This is a genomic window from Xanthomonas euroxanthea (assembly GCF_900476395.1).
GTDB lineage: Bacteria > Pseudomonadota > Gammaproteobacteria > Xanthomonadales > Xanthomonadaceae > Xanthomonas > Xanthomonas euroxanthea.
In genome coordinates, this window is record NZ_UIHB01000005.1 from 609136 (window position 1) to 629398 (window position 20263).

General features: G+C 66.8%; 14 protein-coding genes and 1 riboswitch. Of the genes, 8 read left to right on the plus strand and 6 right to left on the minus strand.

Annotation, left to right across the window (positions count from 1 at the left end):
• Positions 1-7: 7 nt before the first annotated feature.
• Positions 8-3580, minus strand: coding sequence for a hybrid sensor histidine kinase/response regulator (locus CPBF1521_RS16900; RefSeq protein WP_370659382.1), 3573 nt, complete (start codon positions 3578-3580; stop codon positions 8-10).
• Between the two features lie 445 nt (positions 3581-4025).
• Complete coding sequence (locus CPBF1521_RS16905) at positions 4026-7589, minus strand: hybrid sensor histidine kinase/response regulator (RefSeq protein WP_115677679.1); 3564 nt, start codon at positions 7587-7589, stop codon at positions 4026-4028.
• A gap of 96 nt (positions 7590-7685) precedes the next feature.
• Between CPBF1521_RS16905 and CPBF1521_RS16910 the strand changes: the two genes are divergently transcribed.
• From CPBF1521_RS16910 to CPBF1521_RS16920, 3 genes are read left to right on the plus strand one after another with little or no spacing between them, the layout of a single operon-like run.
• Positions 7686-8345: a YceI family protein gene (locus tag CPBF1521_RS16910; protein WP_115677680.1), complete on the plus strand. Its 660-nt coding sequence runs from the start codon at positions 7686-7688 to the stop codon at positions 8343-8345.
• Between the two features lie 2 nt (positions 8346-8347).
• Positions 8348-8911, plus strand: coding sequence for a cytochrome b (locus CPBF1521_RS16915; RefSeq protein WP_115677681.1), 564 nt, complete (start codon positions 8348-8350; stop codon positions 8909-8911).
• An 11-nt stretch (positions 8912-8922) separates the two neighbouring features.
• On the plus strand, positions 8923-9492 hold the full coding sequence (locus CPBF1521_RS16920) for a YceI family protein (protein ID WP_115677682.1): 570 nt from the start codon (positions 8923-8925) through the stop codon (positions 9490-9492).
• A 676-nt stretch (positions 9493-10168) separates the two neighbouring features.
• Here CPBF1521_RS16920 and CPBF1521_RS16925 read toward each other — a convergent pair.
• The gene (locus tag CPBF1521_RS16925) at positions 10169-10402 is read right to left on the minus strand and encodes a glutaredoxin family protein (RefSeq protein WP_115677683.1); all 234 of its coding nucleotides are present in this window, start codon (positions 10400-10402) and stop codon (positions 10169-10171) included.
• An 85-nt stretch (positions 10403-10487) separates the two neighbouring features.
• Between CPBF1521_RS16925 and CPBF1521_RS16930 the strand changes: the two genes are divergently transcribed.
• Both CPBF1521_RS16930 and CPBF1521_RS16935 read left to right on the plus strand, forming a co-directional pair.
• Positions 10488-11870, plus strand: a complete 1383-nt coding sequence (locus tag CPBF1521_RS16930) for an L-serine ammonia-lyase (protein ID WP_115677684.1) — start codon at positions 10488-10490, stop codon at positions 11868-11870.
• 113 nt (positions 11871-11983) lie between these two features.
• Positions 11984-12979 carry an alpha/beta fold hydrolase gene (locus CPBF1521_RS16935; protein ID WP_104583005.1) on the plus strand — a complete coding sequence of 332 codons (996 nt, stop codon included), beginning with the start codon at positions 11984-11986 and terminating at the stop codon, positions 12977-12979.
• A 202-nt stretch (positions 12980-13181) separates the two neighbouring features.
• Here the strand turns inward: CPBF1521_RS16935 and CPBF1521_RS16940 are convergent, their stop codons facing one another.
• Genes CPBF1521_RS16940 through metX form a run of 3 tightly spaced genes read right to left on the minus strand, consistent with a single transcriptional unit; the run spans position 13182 to position 16512 of the window.
• The gene (locus CPBF1521_RS16940; RefSeq protein ID WP_164740202.1) at positions 13182-14270 is read right to left on the minus strand and encodes a homoserine dehydrogenase family protein; all 1089 of its coding nucleotides are present in this window, start codon (positions 14268-14270) and stop codon (positions 13182-13184) included.
• Positions 14267-15484 (minus strand): O-succinylhomoserine (thiol)-lyase, encoded by a 1218-nt coding sequence (locus tag CPBF1521_RS16945; RefSeq protein ID WP_115677685.1) that lies wholly within the window; start codon positions 15482-15484, stop codon positions 14267-14269. Before CPBF1521_RS16945 ends, CPBF1521_RS16940 begins: the two co-directional genes overlap by 4 nt.
• On the minus strand, positions 15481-16512 hold the full coding sequence (gene metX / locus CPBF1521_RS16950) for a homoserine O-succinyltransferase MetX (RefSeq protein WP_115677686.1): 1032 nt from the start codon (positions 16510-16512) through the stop codon (positions 15481-15483). The genes CPBF1521_RS16945 and metX overlap by 4 nt, the downstream gene beginning before the upstream one ends.
• 71 nt (positions 16513-16583) lie before the next feature.
• Positions 16584-16704, minus strand: a riboswitch (SAM riboswitch).
• A gap of 128 nt (positions 16705-16832) precedes the next feature.
• Here metX and CPBF1521_RS16955 point away from each other — a divergent pair.
• The 3 genes from CPBF1521_RS16955 (at position 16833) to trhA (ending at position 20214) form a co-directional block, all read left to right on the plus strand.
• Positions 16833-17753 carry a M23 family metallopeptidase gene (locus CPBF1521_RS16955; RefSeq protein ID WP_115677687.1) on the plus strand — a complete coding sequence of 307 codons (921 nt, stop codon included), beginning with the start codon at positions 16833-16835 and terminating at the stop codon, positions 17751-17753.
• Positions 17754-17889: 136 nt separating this feature from the next.
• Positions 17890-19494, plus strand: a complete 1605-nt coding sequence (locus tag CPBF1521_RS16960) for a peptide chain release factor 3 (RefSeq protein ID WP_115677688.1) — start codon at positions 17890-17892, stop codon at positions 19492-19494.
• A 75-nt stretch (positions 19495-19569) separates the two neighbouring features.
• Complete coding sequence (gene trhA, locus CPBF1521_RS16965) at positions 19570-20214, plus strand: PAQR family membrane homeostasis protein TrhA (protein ID WP_115677689.1); 645 nt, start codon at positions 19570-19572, stop codon at positions 20212-20214.
• The last annotated feature ends 49 nt before the right edge of the window (positions 20215-20263 follow it).

Genomic DNA, 20263 nt, shown 5'->3' on the forward strand with positions numbered 1-20263 from the left:
CATGGCGCTATATCTGATCACGCGGGCGTTCGCGCTGCAGCGCCTCGGCGATGGTGTCGGCCAGCATGTCGCCGGTCAGCGGCTTGCGCAGGAAACTGTCGAAGCCGGCGTCCTGCGCGGTAGGCTCGGCCTCTTCGTCCGAGCGTGCGGTCACCGCAATCAACGGCATGTCGTAACCGAACACGCGCAGCTGCCGCGCCAGCGCAAAGCCGTCCAGCCCGGGAAGATCCAGGTCCAGCAAGGCCAGGTCGAAGGGGTTGTCGGCCGCTTCGGTCAGCGCGGCCAGCCCGTGCGGTGCATGCACCACCGAGTGCCCCTGCGAACGCAGCAGGCCGACGATGACCTCGGCGATGGTGGGGTCGTCTTCGACCAGCAGGATGCGCTGCGGGGCGACCGCGCCTCCGGTGCGTGCCACCTCGCCGCCGAGCGTGGCGTTGGAGGCAACCCATCGCAGCGGCAGATCGACCACGAAGCGCGTGCCGGCGCCCAACCGGCTGATCACCTCGATATGCCCGCCCATCGCCATCGCCAGTTCCTGGCAGATGGCCAGGCCCAGACCGCTGCCGCCGTAGCGCGAGGTGGTCTTGGCGCCGTCGCCTTGTTCGAAGCGCTGGAACAGGCGTGCTTTCTGATCGGCGTTGATGCCCGGCCCGGTATCGGCCACCTCGAAACGCAGCCCCTGGTACGACCCCAGCGTGGTCAGCTTGAGCCCCACCACCCCGCGCTCGGTGAACTTGATCGCATTGCTGAGCAGGTTAAGCAGGATCTGGCGGATGCGGGTGACATCGCCGCTGGCGGTGATGTCGCCAAGCAGCCCCACTTCCAGGCTGAAACGCAGGCCGCGTTCCTGCGCCAGCGGCGCCATCAAGCCCTCCACCTCGGCCACCAGCTGACGTACCGAGAAGGGCTCCAGGTCCAGTTCCAGGCGCCCGGATTCGATCCGCGCCAGGTCCAGCGCATCGTTGACCAGGCGCAGCAGATGCGCGCCGGCGCGGCGGATCGATTCGGTATAGCTGCGCTGCTTGTTGTCCAGCGAGGTCTTGAGCAACAGCTCGCTCATGCCCAGCACACCGGTCATCGGCGTACGCACCTCATGGCCGAGCGTGGCCAGGAAACGCGTCTTGGCCAACGACGCCTGCTCGGCCAGTTCCTGCTTGTGCACCGCCAGTTGCCAGGCATTCAAGCGCCGCAGGCGGCGGCGATACAACAGCAACGCCGCGGCAACGATGCACAGGGCGAGCACGCCCAGCAGGACCAGCCCCCACGGCGCCAGCCACCACGGCGGCAATACCTGGAAGCGCAGCGTCTGGCTGGCCGACCAGATTCCATCGGCGGTGCGGCCCTGCACTTCCAGCGTGTAGTGCCCTGCGGGCAGTCGCGAAAACAGCCGTTCGCCACTGGGTCCGACATCGATCCAGTCCGGGTCGTAGCCACTCAGCCGGAAGCGGTAACTGTTGGACTCCGAATCGGCCAGGCTGAGCAGGCGCGCGACGATGTGCAGGTCGCGATCGTCGTCCTGCATCGTCAGCGGCTCTTGCCCGGTGATATCCAGGCCACGCTCCCCGCGCCGCAAGCCCACGCGTTCGATGATCAACGGCGGCCGGCGTGTGCTGGGGCGCATCGTGGCCGGATCGAACACCACCACACCGTCGGGCGATGCAGCCACGACCCGCCCGCTGCCGGCCTGCACCAGGGTATTGATCTGCAGCTGCTGGTTGGGGAGCCCGTCGTGCACCCCATACACACGCACCAGTCGGCTGCCGGGATCGATCCGGATCAGGCCGCGCTGGCTGGACACCCAGGCCACGCCCCTGGCATCGACCACCAGCCCGTTGGGCGCCACCATCGGAAACTCCTGCTCTTTTCCGACCGTATCCAGGTGCTTGAGCCGCTTTCCGTCCCACAGATAGCGCCGGATCTCGCCAGCCAAGCCGGTCCAGACCACGCCTCCCTCTCCAAGCCGGAAAAGGTACGTCGGCAGGGACGGCGTGCCGTCGACGGGGACGAAGCGGTCGGCAGCGGGGTCCCAGCGCCGTAGACCGGCGTTATTGCTCAGCCATATCTGACCATCGGGGCCAAGCCGTATGTCCAGGATGGTCAATGGCTCCAGCCCATGGCTGCCATGGACGATGGTCCGCAGCAGTTGCCCCTCCTGGTTGCGGATCTGCAGGCCGTATTCCAGCACCGTCACCCACAGCCGGCCCTGCGCGTCCTCCGCCATCCAGCCCGGTCGGTCCGCGGCACCGTCGGGATCGGGCTCGACATCCTCACGCAACTGCCAGCGTCTGGCCTGCCGGGTCTGCGGGTCATAGCGAATCAATGTTCCTTCGACGGCGATCCAGACCAAGCCGCGCCGGCTTTCGAGCATGGAGTCGGGCGGACGGGCGTCGATGTTGGCCAGGTGGGTCTGCAGTTGGCCGGTCACCGTATCGAGATATTCCAGCACGTGCCGTGAGCCGGCCAGCCAGACGCCGCCCGCAGCCGACGGCGCCGTCGCCAGCACGGACGGGTTGATCAGCGACTGTGGATCGCCGCCGTGGGAGGCCACGACCGCAAAAGTGTCCCAATGCGGCGGCAGGTGCCACAGGCCGCCTTCGAGCGCTGCAAACCACAGCCCGCCCTCCCGATCCTCGTAGGCCGCAATCCAGTTCCGCCGGACCAGGCCGTGCGCCGACAGGCTGTAGACCGGCACGCTGCTGATGTCGGTTCCTGCAGTAGACAGGCCCAGGCCGCCGTCGGTGTCCAGCCAATAGCGCCCGTTGCGATCATGCAGCAGCACACCCATGACCCGCCGCTTGCTCACCGCCTTCTGCCACGGCTGGGGCCGCGCCTGGCCATTGGCGTCCACACCAAACGCATCGCCGACGACATCCGATACCCACAAGGTGGCGCCGTTGCGTTCCATGTACAGCCGATTGACCGCCTGCGTGGTTCCAGGCAGCGGCACCCGCTGGAAGTGCGTGCCGTCCCAGCGAGCCAGCCCGCCATGGGTGCCGATCCACAACGTTCCGTCAGGCGCGACCGCGAACCCGATCACGCTGTCGGACGGCAGGCTGGTCGGGTCGCCTGGCACGTTGGAAAATCGCTGCATGCTGCCGTCGGGACGCCGCCGATACAGCCCGTGGGCGGCCGTGCCAAGCCAGACATCGCCGTTTGGCGTGTGGGCCAGCGCCCACACCGTGATCTCGCGCAGCTCCGGAAACTGCGGGCTCTCCAGCCGCCTGAACGCGCGTGTCTTGGGCTCCAGAAAACCGGCACCGCCGTTCTCGAAACCCATCCACACCCGATTGTCGCGATCGACGCAGATGGTCCAGATCGCGTTGCTGGTCAGCCCTTCTTCCATCCGCCAGATGCGGTAGTTGCGTCCATCGAATCTGGCCAATCCGTCATCGCTGGCGATCCAGAGATAGCCCTGCTGGTCTTCGGCAAGCTCGCTGACGGTGTCCGAGGGCAGCCCGTCGGCAACCGTGATCTGGCTGGGGACCGGCGTCAGCAGCGCGCGCGAGCTCGCCCATGCAGGCTGCAGCGTGGCGCACAGACACAGCGACGCTGCCGCGATCAACCAATAGGAAAAACACAAAAAAAGGCGCACTGGACAGGTTTCACGACAAGTCGCCGCATAGTGCGGGCCACGCGCGGTGCGAGCAAGCCCGAGCGAGCTTGCCACGCCGCGCATCCGTTTTCACCCCAAGGCCGAACCGGCACCTGCACGGGGTCGATCTGGTTTACCGCTGCTGCATGCGCGCCAAGCAGCAACGGTGCGACGGGGCAAGCGACGAGAGCAGCACGTCCTCCATGCTCGGCCCTCCCCATCGCCGCCTGCGCGGCCGCGCGGACTCCCTGACGGGACCGCACCGTTCCGGCTCCACGGAAGGTGGCCTCGGAATGACCTCGGAGCGGCCGACGAAACCGCTGCGCCGCCGCCAGGGGGCCGCGGCGGTGCTCGGAACCCGCGTGTGCCACGCGTATGCTCCGGCGCTGGGCGCGCCGGCCGCATCCAGTTGCCGCGCGCTTGCCACGTTTCGTTAGCCGCCGTGAGTCGCCAGCCGGGCGGCGCGCGCATCGGCGGCATCTGCCAGCACACCTGCCAGTGCCTGTGCCAGCAACTCGCCGGTGACCGGCTTGCGCAGGAAGCCATTGCAGCCGGCAGCCATCGCCTGCGGCTCTGCGTCGGCATCGGCGCGCGCGGTGACCGCGACGATCGGAAAGCGCACGCCGCGCGCGCGCAACTGCGTCACCAGTGCCGCACCGTCGATACCTGGCAGGTCCAGGTCGCACAGGCCCGCGTCGAAGCTGCGGGTACTCAGCTCGGCCAACGCCGCCAGACCATGCAGGACATGGGTGACCTGGTGGCCACGGGTCTGCAGCAGGCCAACGATCACCTGCGCCACGGTCGGGTCGTCTTCGATCAGCAGCAACTGCAATGGCGCCTGGGCCTGCGGCGAGGTTGCGCGGGCAGACGCAGGCACTGCGGGCAGCGCACTCACCCAGCGCAGCGGCAGCTCGACCACAAAGCACGCGCCCTGCCCCAGTTCACTGCTGACCGTCACCGCACCGCCCATCGCCGCCGCCAGTTCGCGGCAGATTGCCAGGCCCAGCCCGCTGCCGCCATGCCGGGCAAGCGTCACTGCGCCTTCGGCCTGCTCGAAGCGCTGGAACAGGCGTCCGCGCTGTTCTGCGCTCATGCCCGGGCCGGTATCGCACACCTCGATCCGGATGCCTTGCCCGGGGCGTTGCGGCGCCACCGCCACACGCAGGCTGACGCTGCCACGCTCGGTGAACTTGACCGCGTTGAACAACAGGTTGAGCAGGATCTGCTGCACCCGGCTGGCATCGCCGTGCAATGCCGGCGGCAGCGCGTCATCCAGCTCGCACGCGAAGGCCAACTGCTTCTGCTCGGCGCTCGGGCGCACCAGCTCGGCCACCTGCCTGATCAGCTGACGCAGGTCGAAGTCGCGATAATCCAGCGGCAGCTTGCCGGCTTCGATCCGCGCCAGATCCAGCGCATCGTTGACCAGCCGCAGCAGATGCTTGCCTGCCGACTGGATCGCGCTGGCATAGCCCTGCTGACGTCCATCCAATGGCGTCTGCAACAGCAACTCGCTCATGCCCAGCACACCGGTCATCGGCGTGCGCACCTCATGCCCAAGGGTCGCCAGAAAGCGCGTCTTGGCCAACGAAGCCTGTTCGGCGAGCTCGCGTTTGTGCTGGGCCAGCTGCCATTGCGCGCGCATGCGCACACGGCGGCGATAGGCGGCCGCAAGCAATGCGCCCAGCAGCAGCACGAGCAGGAAAATGAGCGCGATGCCTGCGTCACTGCGCCACCATGGTGGATTGACCGAGAACCGCAGCGATTGCACCTGCGATGCATTTCCCAGTGGATCGATCCCCTGCATCTCCAGGACATAGTTACCTGGCGGTAGCGAGGAGAACTCGCGCATTCCCGCAGCACCATGTTCCACCCACTCGGTATCAAACCCCGACAGCCGCGTACGGTACCGATTGGCCATCGGGTCGACAAACGAGAGCAGCCGCATATTGATCCGCAACTGGCGATCACTCGGCGCAAGCGAAAAGCCACCGAGGATCGGCAATGCCTGACGGCGGTCGGCACGCTGGATGCTGACCGCCTCCAGGCGCATCTGTGGTGTGAATGACGGTACATCTGGTGCTTTTGTATCGATCAGCAGCGTGTAGCCGTCTGCAGTTCCTCCGACCAGCACCCCGTCACGTGCCATCAGCAGACAGCGGCGACTGAACTCCTGGCTGGTCAATCCGTCGCGCGCATTGAAACTGCGGATCTTGGCGCGCGATGTGCGTGCATCGATGCGCCACAAGCCACGCGGACCGGACATCCATACGCGTCCGAGCTCATCGAGTTCAAGACCATAGGCATCCATTGCCGGAAACCCTTCGGCAGCAGGAATCCGGCGCACCCGCTTCCACGCGGCACCGTCTTTCTGCCAACGCTCCATGCTGCCGGCGCGATAAAGCCACAGGTGACTTTGATCCTCGAAGACAAAGCGCTGGATCGGATCGATCTGCAGGCCGGGCACCGATACAAACCGATGTGACTCGGACTGCCAGACGTACAGGCCGCCGACGGCACTCAGCCACACGTTTCCATCCGGTGCCACGCTCAGCTGACCGGGAATAACCTCTTTCAAGCCATGCGGGTCGGCCTGGGAAATCGTCTCCATCACGCGCCCGGTCACCGGACTTCGCCGCTGGATCACCTGCTCGTAAGCAGTCCACAGCGTGCCGTCGCCAGATTCGCCCAACCAGATAACTGCCTCGGGTGGCCCGTCACCGCTGAAGTGCTCAAGAGCGCCCGTTTCGAGGTCCAGACGCGACAAGTGGTGCTCCTCATTGCCCAGCCAGAGCTTTCCCCGACTGTCCTCCAGGGTCGTTGCAATCTGCAGATCGCGCAGGTCGGGATGCTGGACACCAGTCTGTACGAGTGCTCCGTTAGACGTGTCGTAACGCAGCAACCGCCCACTGCTGTCGAACTGCCAAAGCCCGCCAGATCGATTGGCTGGCGCAAGGCTGCATGCGATGCCCTTGCCCTGGTCGTTGATCTGTTTGAAGGCGGCAGTTCGGCGCCAGTCTTCGCGCAAGTAGGCCAGCCCGCGCCCATGCAAAGGTACCCAGATCCCTCCGTGCGGGCTACGCCAGATCGTCGTCACGTGGCGATTGGAGACCAGGGGCGCATCGCCATTGTTGACCGGCGTCGGCGGGTGATCCGGGCGGGTATGCCACAGGCCTTGCTCGGTGCCCAGCCAGAATTCCCCATCGCCGGCATCGGCCACCGCCCAAGCCCGGTTGCCGGCGGCGAACATCGGTGCCCAGGAGGGCGTGTGCCACGCACCGGACGCGTCCATGTAGCGCAGCCCGGTATCCATGGAGGCCCACAGCCGCTGACCCACCCATTGCAATGCAGTGATGCCGCTGTCGTCACCGTCCGGCCGCACCCGGTGCAATGCGAGACCGTCGTAATACGCCAATCCTCCCAGCGTGCCGATCCACATCCGATCGCGATCGTCCAGCGCAAGCGCATACACCGGACTTGCCGGCAGCGGCTGCTCCATCTTCGACAGGTCGAAGGAGGTGAATTGCCCCGCAGCATCCAGGCGCAAGACGTTGCCGGTGGACAACCCAAACCAGACGTCGTCGCCGCGCCCGGCGATGGCGTAGACGTCACCCAGCGCCAGCTCAGGCACGTCGTCGGGAAGATACGCGGTGAGCTTGCTCCGATCGGCACTGAGCATCGCCACGCCTGCGCCGCCCAACGCCAGCCAGATCCGATCCTGACTGTCGATGTACAGCGCCTGCAAGATATTGCTTCGCAGCGAGTAACGATCGGCAGGGTCGTTTCGCCAGACCTTGAACTCTGCGCCGTCGTACCGGACCAAGCCGTCGGTGGTGGTCATCCACAGATAGCCGGCGCGGTCCTGCGCAATGGCGGTGATCATGGTCGAGGGTAGCCCCTCGGCAGCGCCGACGATGCGGAAGCGCGGAATCGCCGGCACGCCTGCCAGTGCCGGGAGTGCGGTCAGGGCGGCAAGCAGCGCGAACAACAGGTAACGCATGTGGGCATCCTTTCCACGTCCAGCCCGCATGCTCGCAACGGATCGTTGCGAGCGCAAGCCAAGCGCGCTGCAGCGGGATATGTCTAGAATCCGCCCATGACAACCCTCGCCCGCCTGTTGCTGCTTCCCGCCCTGGCCGTGACCAGCCTTGCCGCAACCGCCGCGCCGGTGCGTTACGCGCTGGATCCGGTGCACACACGGGTGCTGTTCGCGGTCGAACACGCCGGCTTTTCCAAGGCACTGGGCACCGTTTCCGGAAGCAGCGGCTCGCTGGTGTTCGACCCGGACGACTGGGCTGCGGCGCGCCTGGACGTCACCGTGCCCCTGCACCGCGCCGACCTGGGCGATGCCAAGTGGAACGAGGCCACGCTGGCACGCAACCTACTCGACGCCGAGCGGTTTCCCGACGCGCATTTCGTCTCCACGCAGGTGGAAGCCAGCGGGCAGAACCACGCCAGGGTCACCGGCAATCTGACCCTGCACGGGGTCACCCGCCCGGTCACCCTGGATGTCACCCTCAATGCGCTCAAGCGCCATCCGCTGCCGCCGTTCCGGCGCACCGCCGGGTTCTCGGCCACGGCCACGCTGAGCCGTGCGGAGTTCGGCATCGACGCGTGGAAATCGATGATCGGCGATGCGGTGGAACTGCGCATCGAAGCCGAAGCCGTGCGCGAAGGCCGCGCCGACGACGACGCGCCGCAGCCGCAGCCACAAAACGCACCCGCCGCCGACACTGCCACCAGCCCGGAATCCTGAGCATGACCCTGAAGAACGTCGAACGTTGGGGCGGTGTCAGCCAGACCCTGCACTGGCTGATCGCACTGCTGATCCTGGTGCTGGGCATCGTCGGCCTCACCATGGGCGAATTGCCCAAGACGCCGAAATACTTCTGGGTCTACACCGCGCACAAATCGGTGGGCCTGACCGTGCTGGCACTGGTGATCGTCCGGCTGGGCTGGCGCCTCTACGCGGGCGCGCCGCCGCCGGTGGCCGGCACCCCGCGCTGGCAGGAACGCATCGCCGGGCTGACGCACTGGCTGCTGTACGCGATGATCTTCGCAATGCCGCTGTCGGGCTGGTTGTACGACTCCACCAGCGGCCTGCGCCCGTTCCGCTGGTTCGGCCTGTTTGCCGTGCCCAAGCTCAGCCCGCCGGACGAACAATTGCGCGCGATTGCGCACTTCATCCACGAGTGGGGCTTCTGGTTGTTGATTGCCGTGGTGCTGGCGCATGCCGGCGCCGCGCTCTACCACCACCTGTTCCAGCGTGACGCCACCCTGGTGCGGATGCTGCCGCGCGGTTGGCTCTCTTCCAAAACTTAAAGGATTCCCCAATGTCGTCCAGGTTGTTCGCCTCTCCCCTGCTGGTCGCCGCGTCCCTGGTGGCCACGTTCGCCGCCGCCCCGGTCCTCGCTGCCGACTACGTGCAGGCGCCCGGCTCGTCGCTGGTGTTTGCCAGCAAGTACGACGGCGAAGTCTTCACCGGCAAGTTCCCCGGTTTCGCCACCACGCTGCATTTCGACCCGGCCAACCTGGCCGGCGCCAAGCTCGATGTGCGCATCCCCCTGGCCAGCGCCGTCAGCGGCAACAACGACCGTGATTCGACCCTGCAGGGCCCGGATTTCTTCAACGTCGCCAAGTTCGCCACCGCGCGCTACCGCGCCGACAAGTTCCGCGCACTCGGCGGCAACCAGTACGCCGCCGACGGCACCCTGGAGCTGCGCGGCGTCAGCAAGCCGGTCACGCTGACCTTCACCTGGACCCCGGGCGCGCAGCCGGTGCTGGCCGGCAAGGCGACGGTCAAGCGCCTGGACTTCGGCGTGGGCGGCGGCGACTGGGCCGATACCAAGACCATCCCCAATGAAACCGCGATCAGTACCAAGGTCGTGTTCAAGGCGAAGTAACGCCACCGGCCGCAACCGGACGCGGCCATTGAACGGCGGACTACCTCGTCGGGTCCGCCGTTTTTTTATGCCTGGGAAGAGGATGACACCGCGCGACAGCTAGGCATCCACCCCGGGTACGGCTGAACGGGCGGCCGACAAAATGAGTTTGTTGGCCCCATCTTGTTAGGTGCAGTCAAAAGCCAAGGTCAAACGCTGAAGCCGGCCAGTTCAGCCGCGGCCGCCTGGTCGCGGAACAGCATCGACAGCTCGAAGTTCAGGCGAAATCGGTCGAGGGCGCGGCGCCCTCACCGTTCGCGGGACACGCCGTGAACCCGTCCCTGGGGCTCGGTGGCGGCATCCATGCCGCCACACTATCCCGCAACCGGCGAAGACACCGCACCAGAAACTTTGCCGATTGCTCTGTTGAAAACCATGCGCACCGACCAGCTCGACTGGTCCTTGTCCGCCCACCGTCGCGGGCTCTTACGCGGCATGGATGTCGCGTAAGAGCCTACATGGACGTCCTTGCGGCGTGTCCCGCGATGGTGGGCGGGCAAGGGCCCGGCAGCCAAGCAGCAGATCGGCCGCCTTGCAGCGAAGGCCCAGATCATCCGCTCCGCACCAGACCGGCGCGACGTCGTTTTCAGCCGCTCAGAATCCACATCTGGCGCGTGCCGAGTGCGCGCAAGCCACATCATCGCGTGCCGGCATCCAACCACTCGCGCAATCGCCGGCTGTCGAACGGCCAGTCCAGCTCGCGCCCATCCGCATCGCGCAGCACCGGCACACGCTCCCCGTAAGCGGCCTCAAGCGCCGCATCGCCGTCGATGAAGACGCTGCTGAACTCGCCAGCGCGTGCCTGCGCCAGCACTTCCACGGCCTGGTCGCACAGGTGGCAGTCGTCGCGCTGGTAAAGGATCAAGGCCATCGGGAGGTCTCATGCTGCGCTGCAGCCGTGCCGCAATCGCCGACCGACTAGAATAGCCGCCTTTACGCTCACCTCTCCGGCAAGCATGGCTGTCAGCACGTTCGACCTGTTCAAGATCGGCATCGGTCCGAGTTCCTCCCACACCGTGGGGCCGATGCGCGCGGCCGAGCGCTTCGTGCATCGCTGGCTGCTCGACGCCGGCCGCCTGCCCGATGCGGTGCGCATCCGCGCCGAAGTCTTCGGCTCGCTGGCCCTGACCGGCCGCGGCCATGGCACCGACAAGGCCGTGCTGCTTGGCCTAGAGGGCCACCGCCCCAACCTGATCGATCCGGACATCATCCCCGCCACGCTGGAGCGCATCCGCGCGAGCAAGCGCATCAACCTGATGGGCCAGCACGCCATCGCCTTCGACGAAAAGCGCGACCTGCCGATGAACAAGCGGCAGAAGCTGCCGTACCACACCAACGGCATGCGCTTTACCGCCTACGACGCCGATGAGGCGGTGATCGCCACGCGCGATTACTACTCGGTCGGTGGCGGTTTTGTGGTCAACCAGGACGATGCCGCCGACGACCGCATCGTGGCCGACGAAACGCCGCTGCCCTACCCCTTCCTCAGTGGCGACGAACTGCTCGCGCAATGCGCGCGCAGTGGCCTGAGCATCGCCGCGCTGATGTTCGAAAACGAAAAGAGCTGGCGCAGCGAGGACGAGATTCGCGCCGGCCTGCGCGAGCTGTGGGCGGCAATGCAGTCCTGCGTGGAGCGCGGCATCCGCCAGGAAGGCACACTGCCCGGCGGCCTGAACGTCTCGCGGCGCGCGCCGGCCTTGTATCGCGAGCTCTCCTCCAAACCGGAAGCGGCGATGCGCGATCCGCTGACCACGCTGGACTGGGTCAACCTGTACGCACTGGCCGTCAACGAAGAAAACGCGGCCGGCGGCCGTGTGGTCACCGCGCCCACCAACGGCGCGGCCGGCATCATCCCGGCGGTGCTGCATTACTTCGACCGTTTCTGCCCCGGCGCGTCCGAGCAGCGCATCTTCGACTTCCTGCTCACCGCTGCGGCCATCGGCATTCTCTACAAAGAGAACGCCTCCATTTCCGGCGCCGAGGTCGGCTGCCAGGGCGAAGTGGGCGTGGCCTGCTCGATGGCGGCCGGTGGCCTGGTCGCCGCGCTGGGCGGCAATCCCGGGCAGATCGAGAATGCCGCGGAGATCGGCATGGAACACAACCTGGGCCTGACCTGCGACCCGATCGGCGGCCTGGTGCAGATCCCGTGCATCGAACGCAACGCGATGGGCGCGGTGAAGGCGATCAACGCCAGCCGCATGGCCATGCGCGGCGACGGCAAGCACAAGGTGTCGCTGGACAAGGTCATCAAGACCATGCGCGACACCGGCCGCGACATGCAGGACAAGTACAAGGAAACCAGCCGCGGCGGGCTGGCGGTGAACGTCATCGAATGCTGAGCCGGGCGCGGCCCTGGGCCGCGCCATGCCTGTCCACCCGGCGCAGCGACGCTGTACGTCCCCACGACATTTCCCCGTGTACCGTCTGATGCTGGATTCCGACGGAGATCGCGATGCGACAGCTTGCCTGCACTCTCGCCCTTGCCCTTGCCTGCGGCCCCCTGATGGCGCAGGAAACCCGCTATGGCCCGCGCCTGGAGGGCTTCGACTATCCCTACCCGGTCAAGACCTTCGCGTTCACCTCGCAACAGCAGCCGCTGGAAATGGCGTACCTGGATGTCGCGCCCACCGGCAAGCCCAACGGACGTACCGCCGTACTGCTGCACGGCAAGAACTTCTGCGCCGCCACCTGGGAGCAGAGCATTGCCGCACTGAGCAAGGCCGGCTACCGCGTCATCGCGCCGGACCAGGTCGGCTTCTGCAAATCCAGCAAACCGGCCGCCTATCAGTTTTCCTTCGCGCAGCTGGCCGACAACACGCAGGCACTGCTGAAGAAGCTGGGCATCGAACGTGCCGTGGTGGTCGGTCATTCAATGGGCGGCATGCTCGCCATCCGCTATGCACTGATGTATCCGCAGGCCACCGAGCACCTGGCATTGGTCGACCCGATCGGACTGGAAGACTGGAAGGCCGAAGGCATTCCGTGGCGCAGCGTCGATGCGTGGTACGACAACGAACTGAAGATCAGTTTCGAACGCATCAAGAAGTATCAGATGGAGGTCTATTACGCCGGCCAATGGAAGCCCGAGTTCGAACGCTGGGCGCGCATGCAGGCCGGCATGTCGCTGGGCAACGGCAGGCAGGCGGTCGCCTGGAACCAGGCGCTGACCTACGACATGGTATTCAACCAACCAGTTGTCTATGAACTGCCCAAGCTCGCCGTGCCCACCACCTTGTTCATCGGCCTCAAGGACCGCACCGCGATCGGCAAGGACACCGCGCCGCCCGAGGTCAAGGCACGGGTCGGCGATTACACCAAGCTGGGCAAGCGGGCAGCGGAGGCGATCCCGAACGCGACGCTGGTTGAGTTCGCCGACCTCGGCCACTCGCCGCAGGTGCAGGACCCGACACGTTTCAATGCCGCGTTGTTGAAGGCGATTGCGCAGTAAGCAGTGCCGACGACAAAGCGATCGGCATGACCAACGCATCTGTGGAAGCTGCAGCGCGCGAACGGGCGAGCTGCAGCTGCGATGCGTTTGCAACGTATAGAACGGACAGCGGACCAGCCGTGCAGCCGATGATGCCATCGACTGCACGCGCACGGGCAGCTGCCCTCAGGCGGAGGCAGCGCCTGTCCGCGTTCTTCCCCTACTACCCAGCCACAATCCGCAACACGTCATCCAGCAACGCGGCCGCAGTCACCTCCGCGCCCGCGCCCGGCCCCTGGATCAGCAGGGGCTGCTGGCGATAGCGATCACTGCTGATGGCCACACGGTTATCGGTGCCGGCGCCACCGGCGAGCGGGTGATCCAGCGCCAGCTCGCGCAAGCCAACGCTGGCGCCATGCGCATCCACGCGGCCGACAAAGCGCAGGCAGCGTCCTGCAGCGCGCGCCTGCTGCCAGCGCGCGCCGACGACCTCATCCAGCGCGTCCAGCTGCGCATCCAATGCGTCAAGCGGCAGCCGCGCAATGCGCGTGGGCACCAGCGATTCCACATGCACCTGGTCGGCTTCCAGCTGCCAGCCCGCCGCGCGCGCCAGGATCAGCAACTTGCGCCGCACGTCCTCGCCTGACAGGTCGATGCGCGGATCCGGCTCGGTATAGCCGGCCGCCATCGCCTCACGCACGCAATCGGAAAACGCACCATTGCCGTCGTAGCGATGGAACAGCCAGGCCAGCGACCCGGACAACACGCCTTCGATCGAATGGATATGGTCGCCGCCCGCCACCAGCGCGCGCACGCTGCTCAACACCGGCAGCCCCGCCCCGACGGTGGCGCTGTCGCCGTAGTGCGCACCACTGGCGTGACGTGCCGCGTGCAGGGCCTGCGCGCGCGACAACGCGGTGCCCTGGCCCAGCTTGTTGGCAGTGACCACGTGCACGCCACGCAGCAGCCATTCCACGTGCCAATCGGCAACGACGTCGCTGGCGGTCGCGTCCACCAGCAGATCGCCGGCACGCAAGGCGGTGGTTTCTGCCCAGGGTTGCAGCACGGCCTGGCCACGCGGTGCGGCGTTGGCCTGTTGCAAGGCCTGCGCGGCGCTGGTACCGCAATCGTGGGCAATCCGCGAATTGGCCAGCCAGTCGAAGCGCGGCAACTGCAGCTGGCGCTCCTGCAGCGCGGTGTAGCGCGCCACGAACGCGCGCCCCACCGTCCCGGTGCCCAGCAGGGCCAGCCGTGGCGTCGGCGTCACCGCTGCCGCCGAAGCGCGGCGCGAAACAGGCAGCACGGTGCTCACGCGTCGACCTGTTTGCGGCTTGCGGTGGTCAGCGTTGCTTCGGCACGCGCCAGGCCGGCGCGCAGGTCGATCAACAGATCCTCGGCCGATTCGATCCCGATCGACAGCCGCAGCAGGCCATCGGAAATCCCGGCGGCAGCGCGTGCTTCGGCAGTCATCGCCGCATGCGTCATCGAGGCCGGATGCGCGATCAGGCTTTCCACACCGCCCAGCGACTCGGCCAGGGTGAAGTAGCGCAGGCCATCGACGAACGCGCGCACCGCAGCTTCGCCACCATCGAGCTCGAAACTCATCATCGCGCCGAAGCCCTTCTGCTGGCGCGCGGCCAGCGCATGACCCGGATGCGCAGCCAGGCCGGGGAAATACACCTGATTGACCACCGCATGTCCGTCCAGCAGCTCGGCGATCGCGTTGGCGTTTTCCTGGTGCACGCGCAGGCGCGCGTCCAGCGTGCGCAGGCCGCGCAAGGTGAGGAAGGCATCGAACGGCGACCCGGTCAGGCCCAGCGCATTGGCCCACCACACCAGTTGCTGGTGAAGCTCGGCATCGCGCGCCACCACCGCACCGCCCACCACGTCGCTATGGCCGTTGATGTACTTGGTGGTGGAATGCAGCACCAGATCCGCGCCGAACTCCAGCGGCTTCTGCAGTGCCGGCGACAGGAAGGTGTTGTCCACCACGGTCAGCGCGCCCACCTTCTTTGCCGCCTCGATGACAAAACGCAGGTCGGTGATGCGCAACAGCGGGTTGGACGGGGTTTCGATCAGCACCAGCCTGGGCGACTGCGCCAGCGCATCGGCCAGCGAACGCGGGTCGGTCAGGTCGGCGGTGACCAACGCGAAGTGGCCCTTCTTGGCCAGCGCATTGAACAGGCGCCAGCTGCCGCCGTAGGCATCGTGCGGCACCACCAGGGTGTCGCCCGGCTGCAGCAACGCATTGAGCACCAGGTTGATCGCGCCCATGCCGGTGGAGGTGATCACCCCGCCGGCGCCACCTTCCAACTCGGCCAGCGCTTCGCCGAGCAGGTCACGGGTCGGGTTGCCGCTGCGGGTGTAGTCGTACTGGCGCTTGTTGCCGAACCCGTCGAAGGAGAAGTTCGACGACAGCACGATCGGCGGCGTCACCGCGCCATAGGCAGTGTCGCGGTCGATGCCGGCGCGGACGGCAGCGGTGGCAGCGGTACAGGGGGCGTCGGCGGGGTCACGAAAGCTCATGCGGTTTCTCCGGTGAGGCGAAGGGCAGTGGCGAGGATCGCGTCGATGCGATCGATTTCTTTCAGGAAGGCGTCGTGGCCGTACGGCGAGCGCAATACGCGCAGGCTGCCGCGCGGCCCCAGCCCTTCGACCAGGCTGACCAGGTCGGCCAGCGGCACCAGGCGGTCGCCCTCCACCGCAACGACGACGGTGGGCACGCGCACCTGCGCCGGGTCGATGCGATGCAGGTCGATGGACTCGGACAGCCGCAGGTAGGCGGTCACCGGTGTGCGCGCGACATACTGCGCGCCGGCGGCATCCAAGTAGTCTTCGGCGGCCACGCGCACGCGGCCATTGATCACTTCCGGCGGCGCGTCGAAGCGCTCGCTGAATTCTTCCGGGGTGCGGTAGCTGAGCATGGCGAACTGCCGTGCCAGTGCCAGCCCATGATTTTCGGCGCATTGCAGCTGGCCCAGCGCCACCGCACGGCGCTGCAGTGCGCGCCAGGCGGCGGCATACGGATGCGCGCGATGCGCACCACTGACCGCAACCAGGGTGCCGACGCGGGCGGCATGGCGGCTGGCGAACTGCAGGCCGACCAGCGCGCCATACGAGTAGCCGACGAAGCCGTGCAACCGCGCGATACCCAGTGCATCCAGCAATGCGGCGATCGCATCGGCCTGGTCGGCGGTATCGATCGGCGCATCCAGCGTGCCGTCGGCGCCGAGAAAATCGAATGACAACAGGCGCCGCGAGGCCGGATCCAGCGCGCGGCCGGCACCGACCAGGCCATCCACCCAGCCCTTCTCGGGGAACAGGCCGCTGGCGGCCAGATGGCGATGCGCGGAAATCCCGCCGGCCACGAACACCACCGGCGCACTGGCGGCGCCGACCAGTTCATAGCGCAGCCGCAGCTCGCGCATGCCGGCATGGCGCATCGGCAGGGCAATGACCAGTTCGCCGCGCACGGCAAGCACGCCGTCATCAGTGGCAGCGGGTATATCGATGTAATCGGGTGTGGACGGCGATGCTGTATTCACGAGGCTCATGGCGATATCCGGGGTGGATCGGCCATCGAGCTTCGCGGGAGCTCGCGTTCGACGTGCGCAAGGCACGATTCGAACCATCTTTCGGCGGACGCGGTGGTCCCCGCAGGATTTGGCACCAAACGCGGGCGCTTGCGCGCTCCGCTGGCTGCCCCGGCATCAAAGGGCCTGTCCCTCCGCCGGTCTCGATGGTGGAGCCAAGATGCCACCGCTTTTTTGCGATGTCAATCTCTTCATGCGGATGGAAAGATATATTTTCATCCGATACCACTCCGGCCTGTGATGGACTGCATACTTGAGGCCCCTTGAGTTGAGCCGACCACGTGCCCCACCACGTGTCTCGCAGCACCCCGACCGCCCTCGCCCGGTCTTTCATCATTGCGGCCCTGGCGTGTATCGCGCCGGCCAACGCGCAGCAGCGCTGGCATTGGCCCGGTGCCGCGAACACGCCTGCGAGCTCGCCAGCGGTCGCAGCTGCGCAGACTGCGGCTGCATCGGCAGACATCGGCCCGTCACTGCAACTGGAGTGGCAGGCCCCGGCTTACCTGGCCTGGGTCAGCAACCCGCTGGCCGGACCCGCACAGGTGCAGCTGAGCGCACCGCCCAGCGAGGACTATCGCGCCGTGCCGGCATTGCCGCTGACGGTGCAACTGGCGGCGCACGAACGCCGGCTGCTCGCCCGGCTGTATCCAGCCAGCAACCAGCGCAGCCTGGCCGGCCTGGGACTCACGCTCGATCTGGTGCCCGGCGATCCGCAGGCCCGCCCGCAGCAGCAGGTGCGCTACCGGCTCCCGTTCCGCGATGCGCCGATACGCGTGGACCAGGGCTTCGGCGGGGCCTTCAGCCATGCCGATGCGCCCAACTGGTATGCGGTGGACTTCGCCTTGCCGCAGGGCACGCCGGTGCTGGCAGCGCGCGAGGGCGTGGTGATGGAAGTGCGGCAGGATGTCATCGAAGGCGGCCCGCAGGACCAGGCCGCCGCCGGCGGCAACCTGGTGCGGGTGCTGCATGCCGACGGCAGCATGGCCATCTATGCCCATCTGGCGCCCGATGGCGTGGCGGTGCGCCCGGGCCAGGTGGTGCGCACCGGCGAGCGCCTGGGCGCCTCTGGCAATACCGGCTACAGCACCGCCCCCCACCTGCATTTCGCGCTCCAGCGCAATGCGGACCTGCGCCTGATCGCGTTGCCGTTCCGGATGCTGGGCCCCCAGGGCGAGTTGCAGTTCCCCTCGCCGGCACCGTGAGTGACGGCCGCCCGGCAAGCGCCGGGCTACCGACCGGGAAGGCCAGGCCAGGGCCACAGAGGCCCGCCGCGGCGAAGCCGCTATAATCACCGGCTTCCTCAGTTTCCGCAGGCGTCCGCCCGGGCGCGCTCAGCCCATGTCCGACGTCTCCAACGAAGCCGCGCGCCGCCGCACCTTCGCCATCATTTCCCACCCCGATGCGGGCAAGACCACGCTGACCGAAAAGCTGCTGCTGTTCGGGGGTGCGATCCAGATGGCCGGCTCGGTCAAGGGCCGCAAGGCCGCCCGTCACGCCACCTCGGACTGGATGGCGCTGGAAAAGGAGCGCGGTATCTCGGTCACCTCCTCGGTGATGCAGTTCCCGTACGAGGGCAAGATCGTCAATCTGCTCGACACCCCCGGCCACGCCGACTTCGGCGAGGACACCTACCGGGTGCTGACCGCCGTGGACTCGGCGCTGATGGTCATCGACGTCGCCAAGGGCGTGGAAGAACGCACCATCAAGCTGATGGAAGTCTGCCGCCTGCGCGACACCCCCATCATGACCTTCATCAACAAGCTCGATCGCGAGGGCAAGAACCCGATCGATCTGCTGGATGAAGTCGAAACCGTGCTTGGCATCCAGTGCGCCCCGGTCACCTGGCCGATCGGCATGGGCCAGCGCCTGAAGGGCGTGGTGCACCTGATCACCGGCGAGGTGCACCTGTACGAACAGGGCCGCAACTTCACCCGCCAGGATTCGACCATCTTCCCGTCGCTGGATGCCCCGGGCCTGGCCGAAAAGATCGGCGCACAGATGCTGGCCGAACTGCGCGACGAACTGGAACTGGTGCAAGGCGCCAGCAATCCGTTCGACCTGCAGGCGTACCGCGCCGGCCAGCAGACGCCGGTGTTCTTCGGCTCGGGCGTCAACAACTTCGGCGTGCAACCGCTGCTGGATTTCTTCATCGAGCACGCACCGCCACCGCAGGCGCGCGACACCACCGGCCGCCGGGTCGAGGCGACCGAGGCCAAGCTCAGCGGCTTCGTCTTCAAGATCCAGGCCAACATGGACCCGCAGCATCGCGACCGCGTGGCCTTCATGCGCGTGTGCTCGGGCAAGTTCACCGCCGGCATGAAGGCATTGCACGTGCGCAGCGGCAAGGACGTCAAGCTGGCCAATGCGCTGACCTTCATGGCCTCCGACCGCGAGATCGCCGCCGAAGCCTGGCCGGGCGATGTCATCGGCATCCACAACCACGGCACCATCTCCATCGGCGACACGTTCACCGAAGGCGAATCGCTGTCGTTCACCGGCATTCCCAACTTCGCACCGGAACTGTTCCGGCGTGCACGCCTGCGCGACCCGCTCAAGCTCAAGCAGTTGCAAAAGGGCCTGGCGCAGCTGTCCGAAGAAGGCGCCACGCAGTTCTTCCGCCCGTTGATGAGCAACGACCTGATCCTGGGCGCGGTGGGTGTGCTGCAGTTCGACGTGGTGGCCTACCGGCTCAAGGACGAATACGGCGTGGATGCGATCTTCGAACCGGTGAGCGTCACCACCGCGCGCTGGGTGCATTGCGACAACGCCAGGAAGCTGGAAGAGTTCCGCGAGAAAAATGCCGGCAATCTGGGGATCGACGCCGCCGGCCAGCTGGTCTATCTCGCCCCGACGCGGGTGAACCTGCAGCTGGCGCAGGAACGCGCGCCGGACGTACGTTTCTCTGCCACGCGCGAGCATGCGCATGCCAGGGCGATCGATTGACCGCGGCTTGAACCAAGGCGCGCAACCGCACCTGCCGGCGATGCGAATTGCTCGCAATTGCGGTACCTTTTTGGCATGAACGCAGACGCCTCCCCCTCGACCGACCTGCGCGACGAGATAGCCAGCGCCGTGACCCACGGCCTGGGTGCCATTGCTGCATTGGCTGGCGGCTCGGTGCTGATCACGCTGGCCGCCATCTATGGCGATGGCTGGCAACTGGCCACCTCCATCGTCTTCAGCGCCACCCTGGTACTGCTGTACGTCGCCTCCACGCTGTTTCATGCCATTCCGCATCCGGGCGCCAAGGCGCGCCTGCAGGTGCTCGATCACTGCGCGATCTATCTGTTGATCGCCGGGACCTATACCCCGTTCACGCTGATCAATCTGCGCGACTCCTGGGGCTGGGGATTGTTTGCCGCGATCTGGACGATTGCCGCCGCCGGGGTGATCTTCAAGCTGTTCTTCACCGGTCGTTTCCGCCTGTTGTCGACGGTGCTGTATCTGGCGATGGGCTGGCTGATCGTCGTGGCGATCCAGCCCTTACTGCGCTCTGTCGATACCTGGTCTCTGTGCTGGCTGCTGGCCGGCGGACTCTTCTATACGCTGGGCACGTATTTCTACCAGCGCGACACCCAGCGCTATTTCCATGCAATCTGGCACCTGTTCGTGCTGGCCGGCAGCGCTTGCCACTTCGTTGCGGTGATTGCGCAGGTCATGTGAGGCACGATCTGCGGCGCGTTCGCGCGCCGTGCACGAGCCATCGCCAACC

Coding starts and splice junctions, on each gene's coding strand:
- CPBF1521_RS16935 (WP_104583005.1), top strand. CDS start 11,984: ATGCGACAGCTTGCCTGCACTCTCGCCCTTGCCCTTGCCTGCGGCCCC.
- CPBF1521_RS16915 (WP_115677681.1), top strand. CDS start 8,348: ATGACCCTGAAGAACGTCGAACGTTGGGGCGGTGTCAGCCAGACCCTG.
- CPBF1521_RS16960 (WP_115677688.1), top strand. CDS start 17,890: ATGTCCGACGTCTCCAACGAAGCCGCGCGCCGCCGCACCTTCGCCATC.
- CPBF1521_RS16910 (WP_115677680.1), top strand. CDS start 7,686: ATGACAACCCTCGCCCGCCTGTTGCTGCTTCCCGCCCTGGCCGTGACC.
- CPBF1521_RS16925 (WP_115677683.1), bottom strand. CDS start 10,402: ATGGCCTTGATCCTTTACCAGCGCGACGACTGCCACCTGTGCGACCAG.
- CPBF1521_RS16930 (WP_115677684.1), top strand. CDS start 10,488: ATGGCTGTCAGCACGTTCGACCTGTTCAAGATCGGCATCGGTCCGAGT.
- CPBF1521_RS16905 (WP_115677679.1), bottom strand. CDS start 7,589: ATGCGTTACCTGTTGTTCGCGCTGCTTGCCGCCCTGACCGCACTCCCG.
- trhA (WP_115677689.1), top strand. CDS start 19,570: ATGAACGCAGACGCCTCCCCCTCGACCGACCTGCGCGACGAGATAGCC.
- CPBF1521_RS16945 (WP_115677685.1), bottom strand. CDS start 15,484: ATGAGCTTTCGTGACCCCGCCGACGCCCCCTGTACCGCTGCCACCGCT.
- metX (WP_115677686.1), bottom strand. CDS start 16,512: ATGAGCCTCGTGAATACAGCATCGCCGTCCACACCCGATTACATCGAT.
- CPBF1521_RS16920 (WP_115677682.1), top strand. CDS start 8,923: ATGTCGTCCAGGTTGTTCGCCTCTCCCCTGCTGGTCGCCGCGTCCCTG.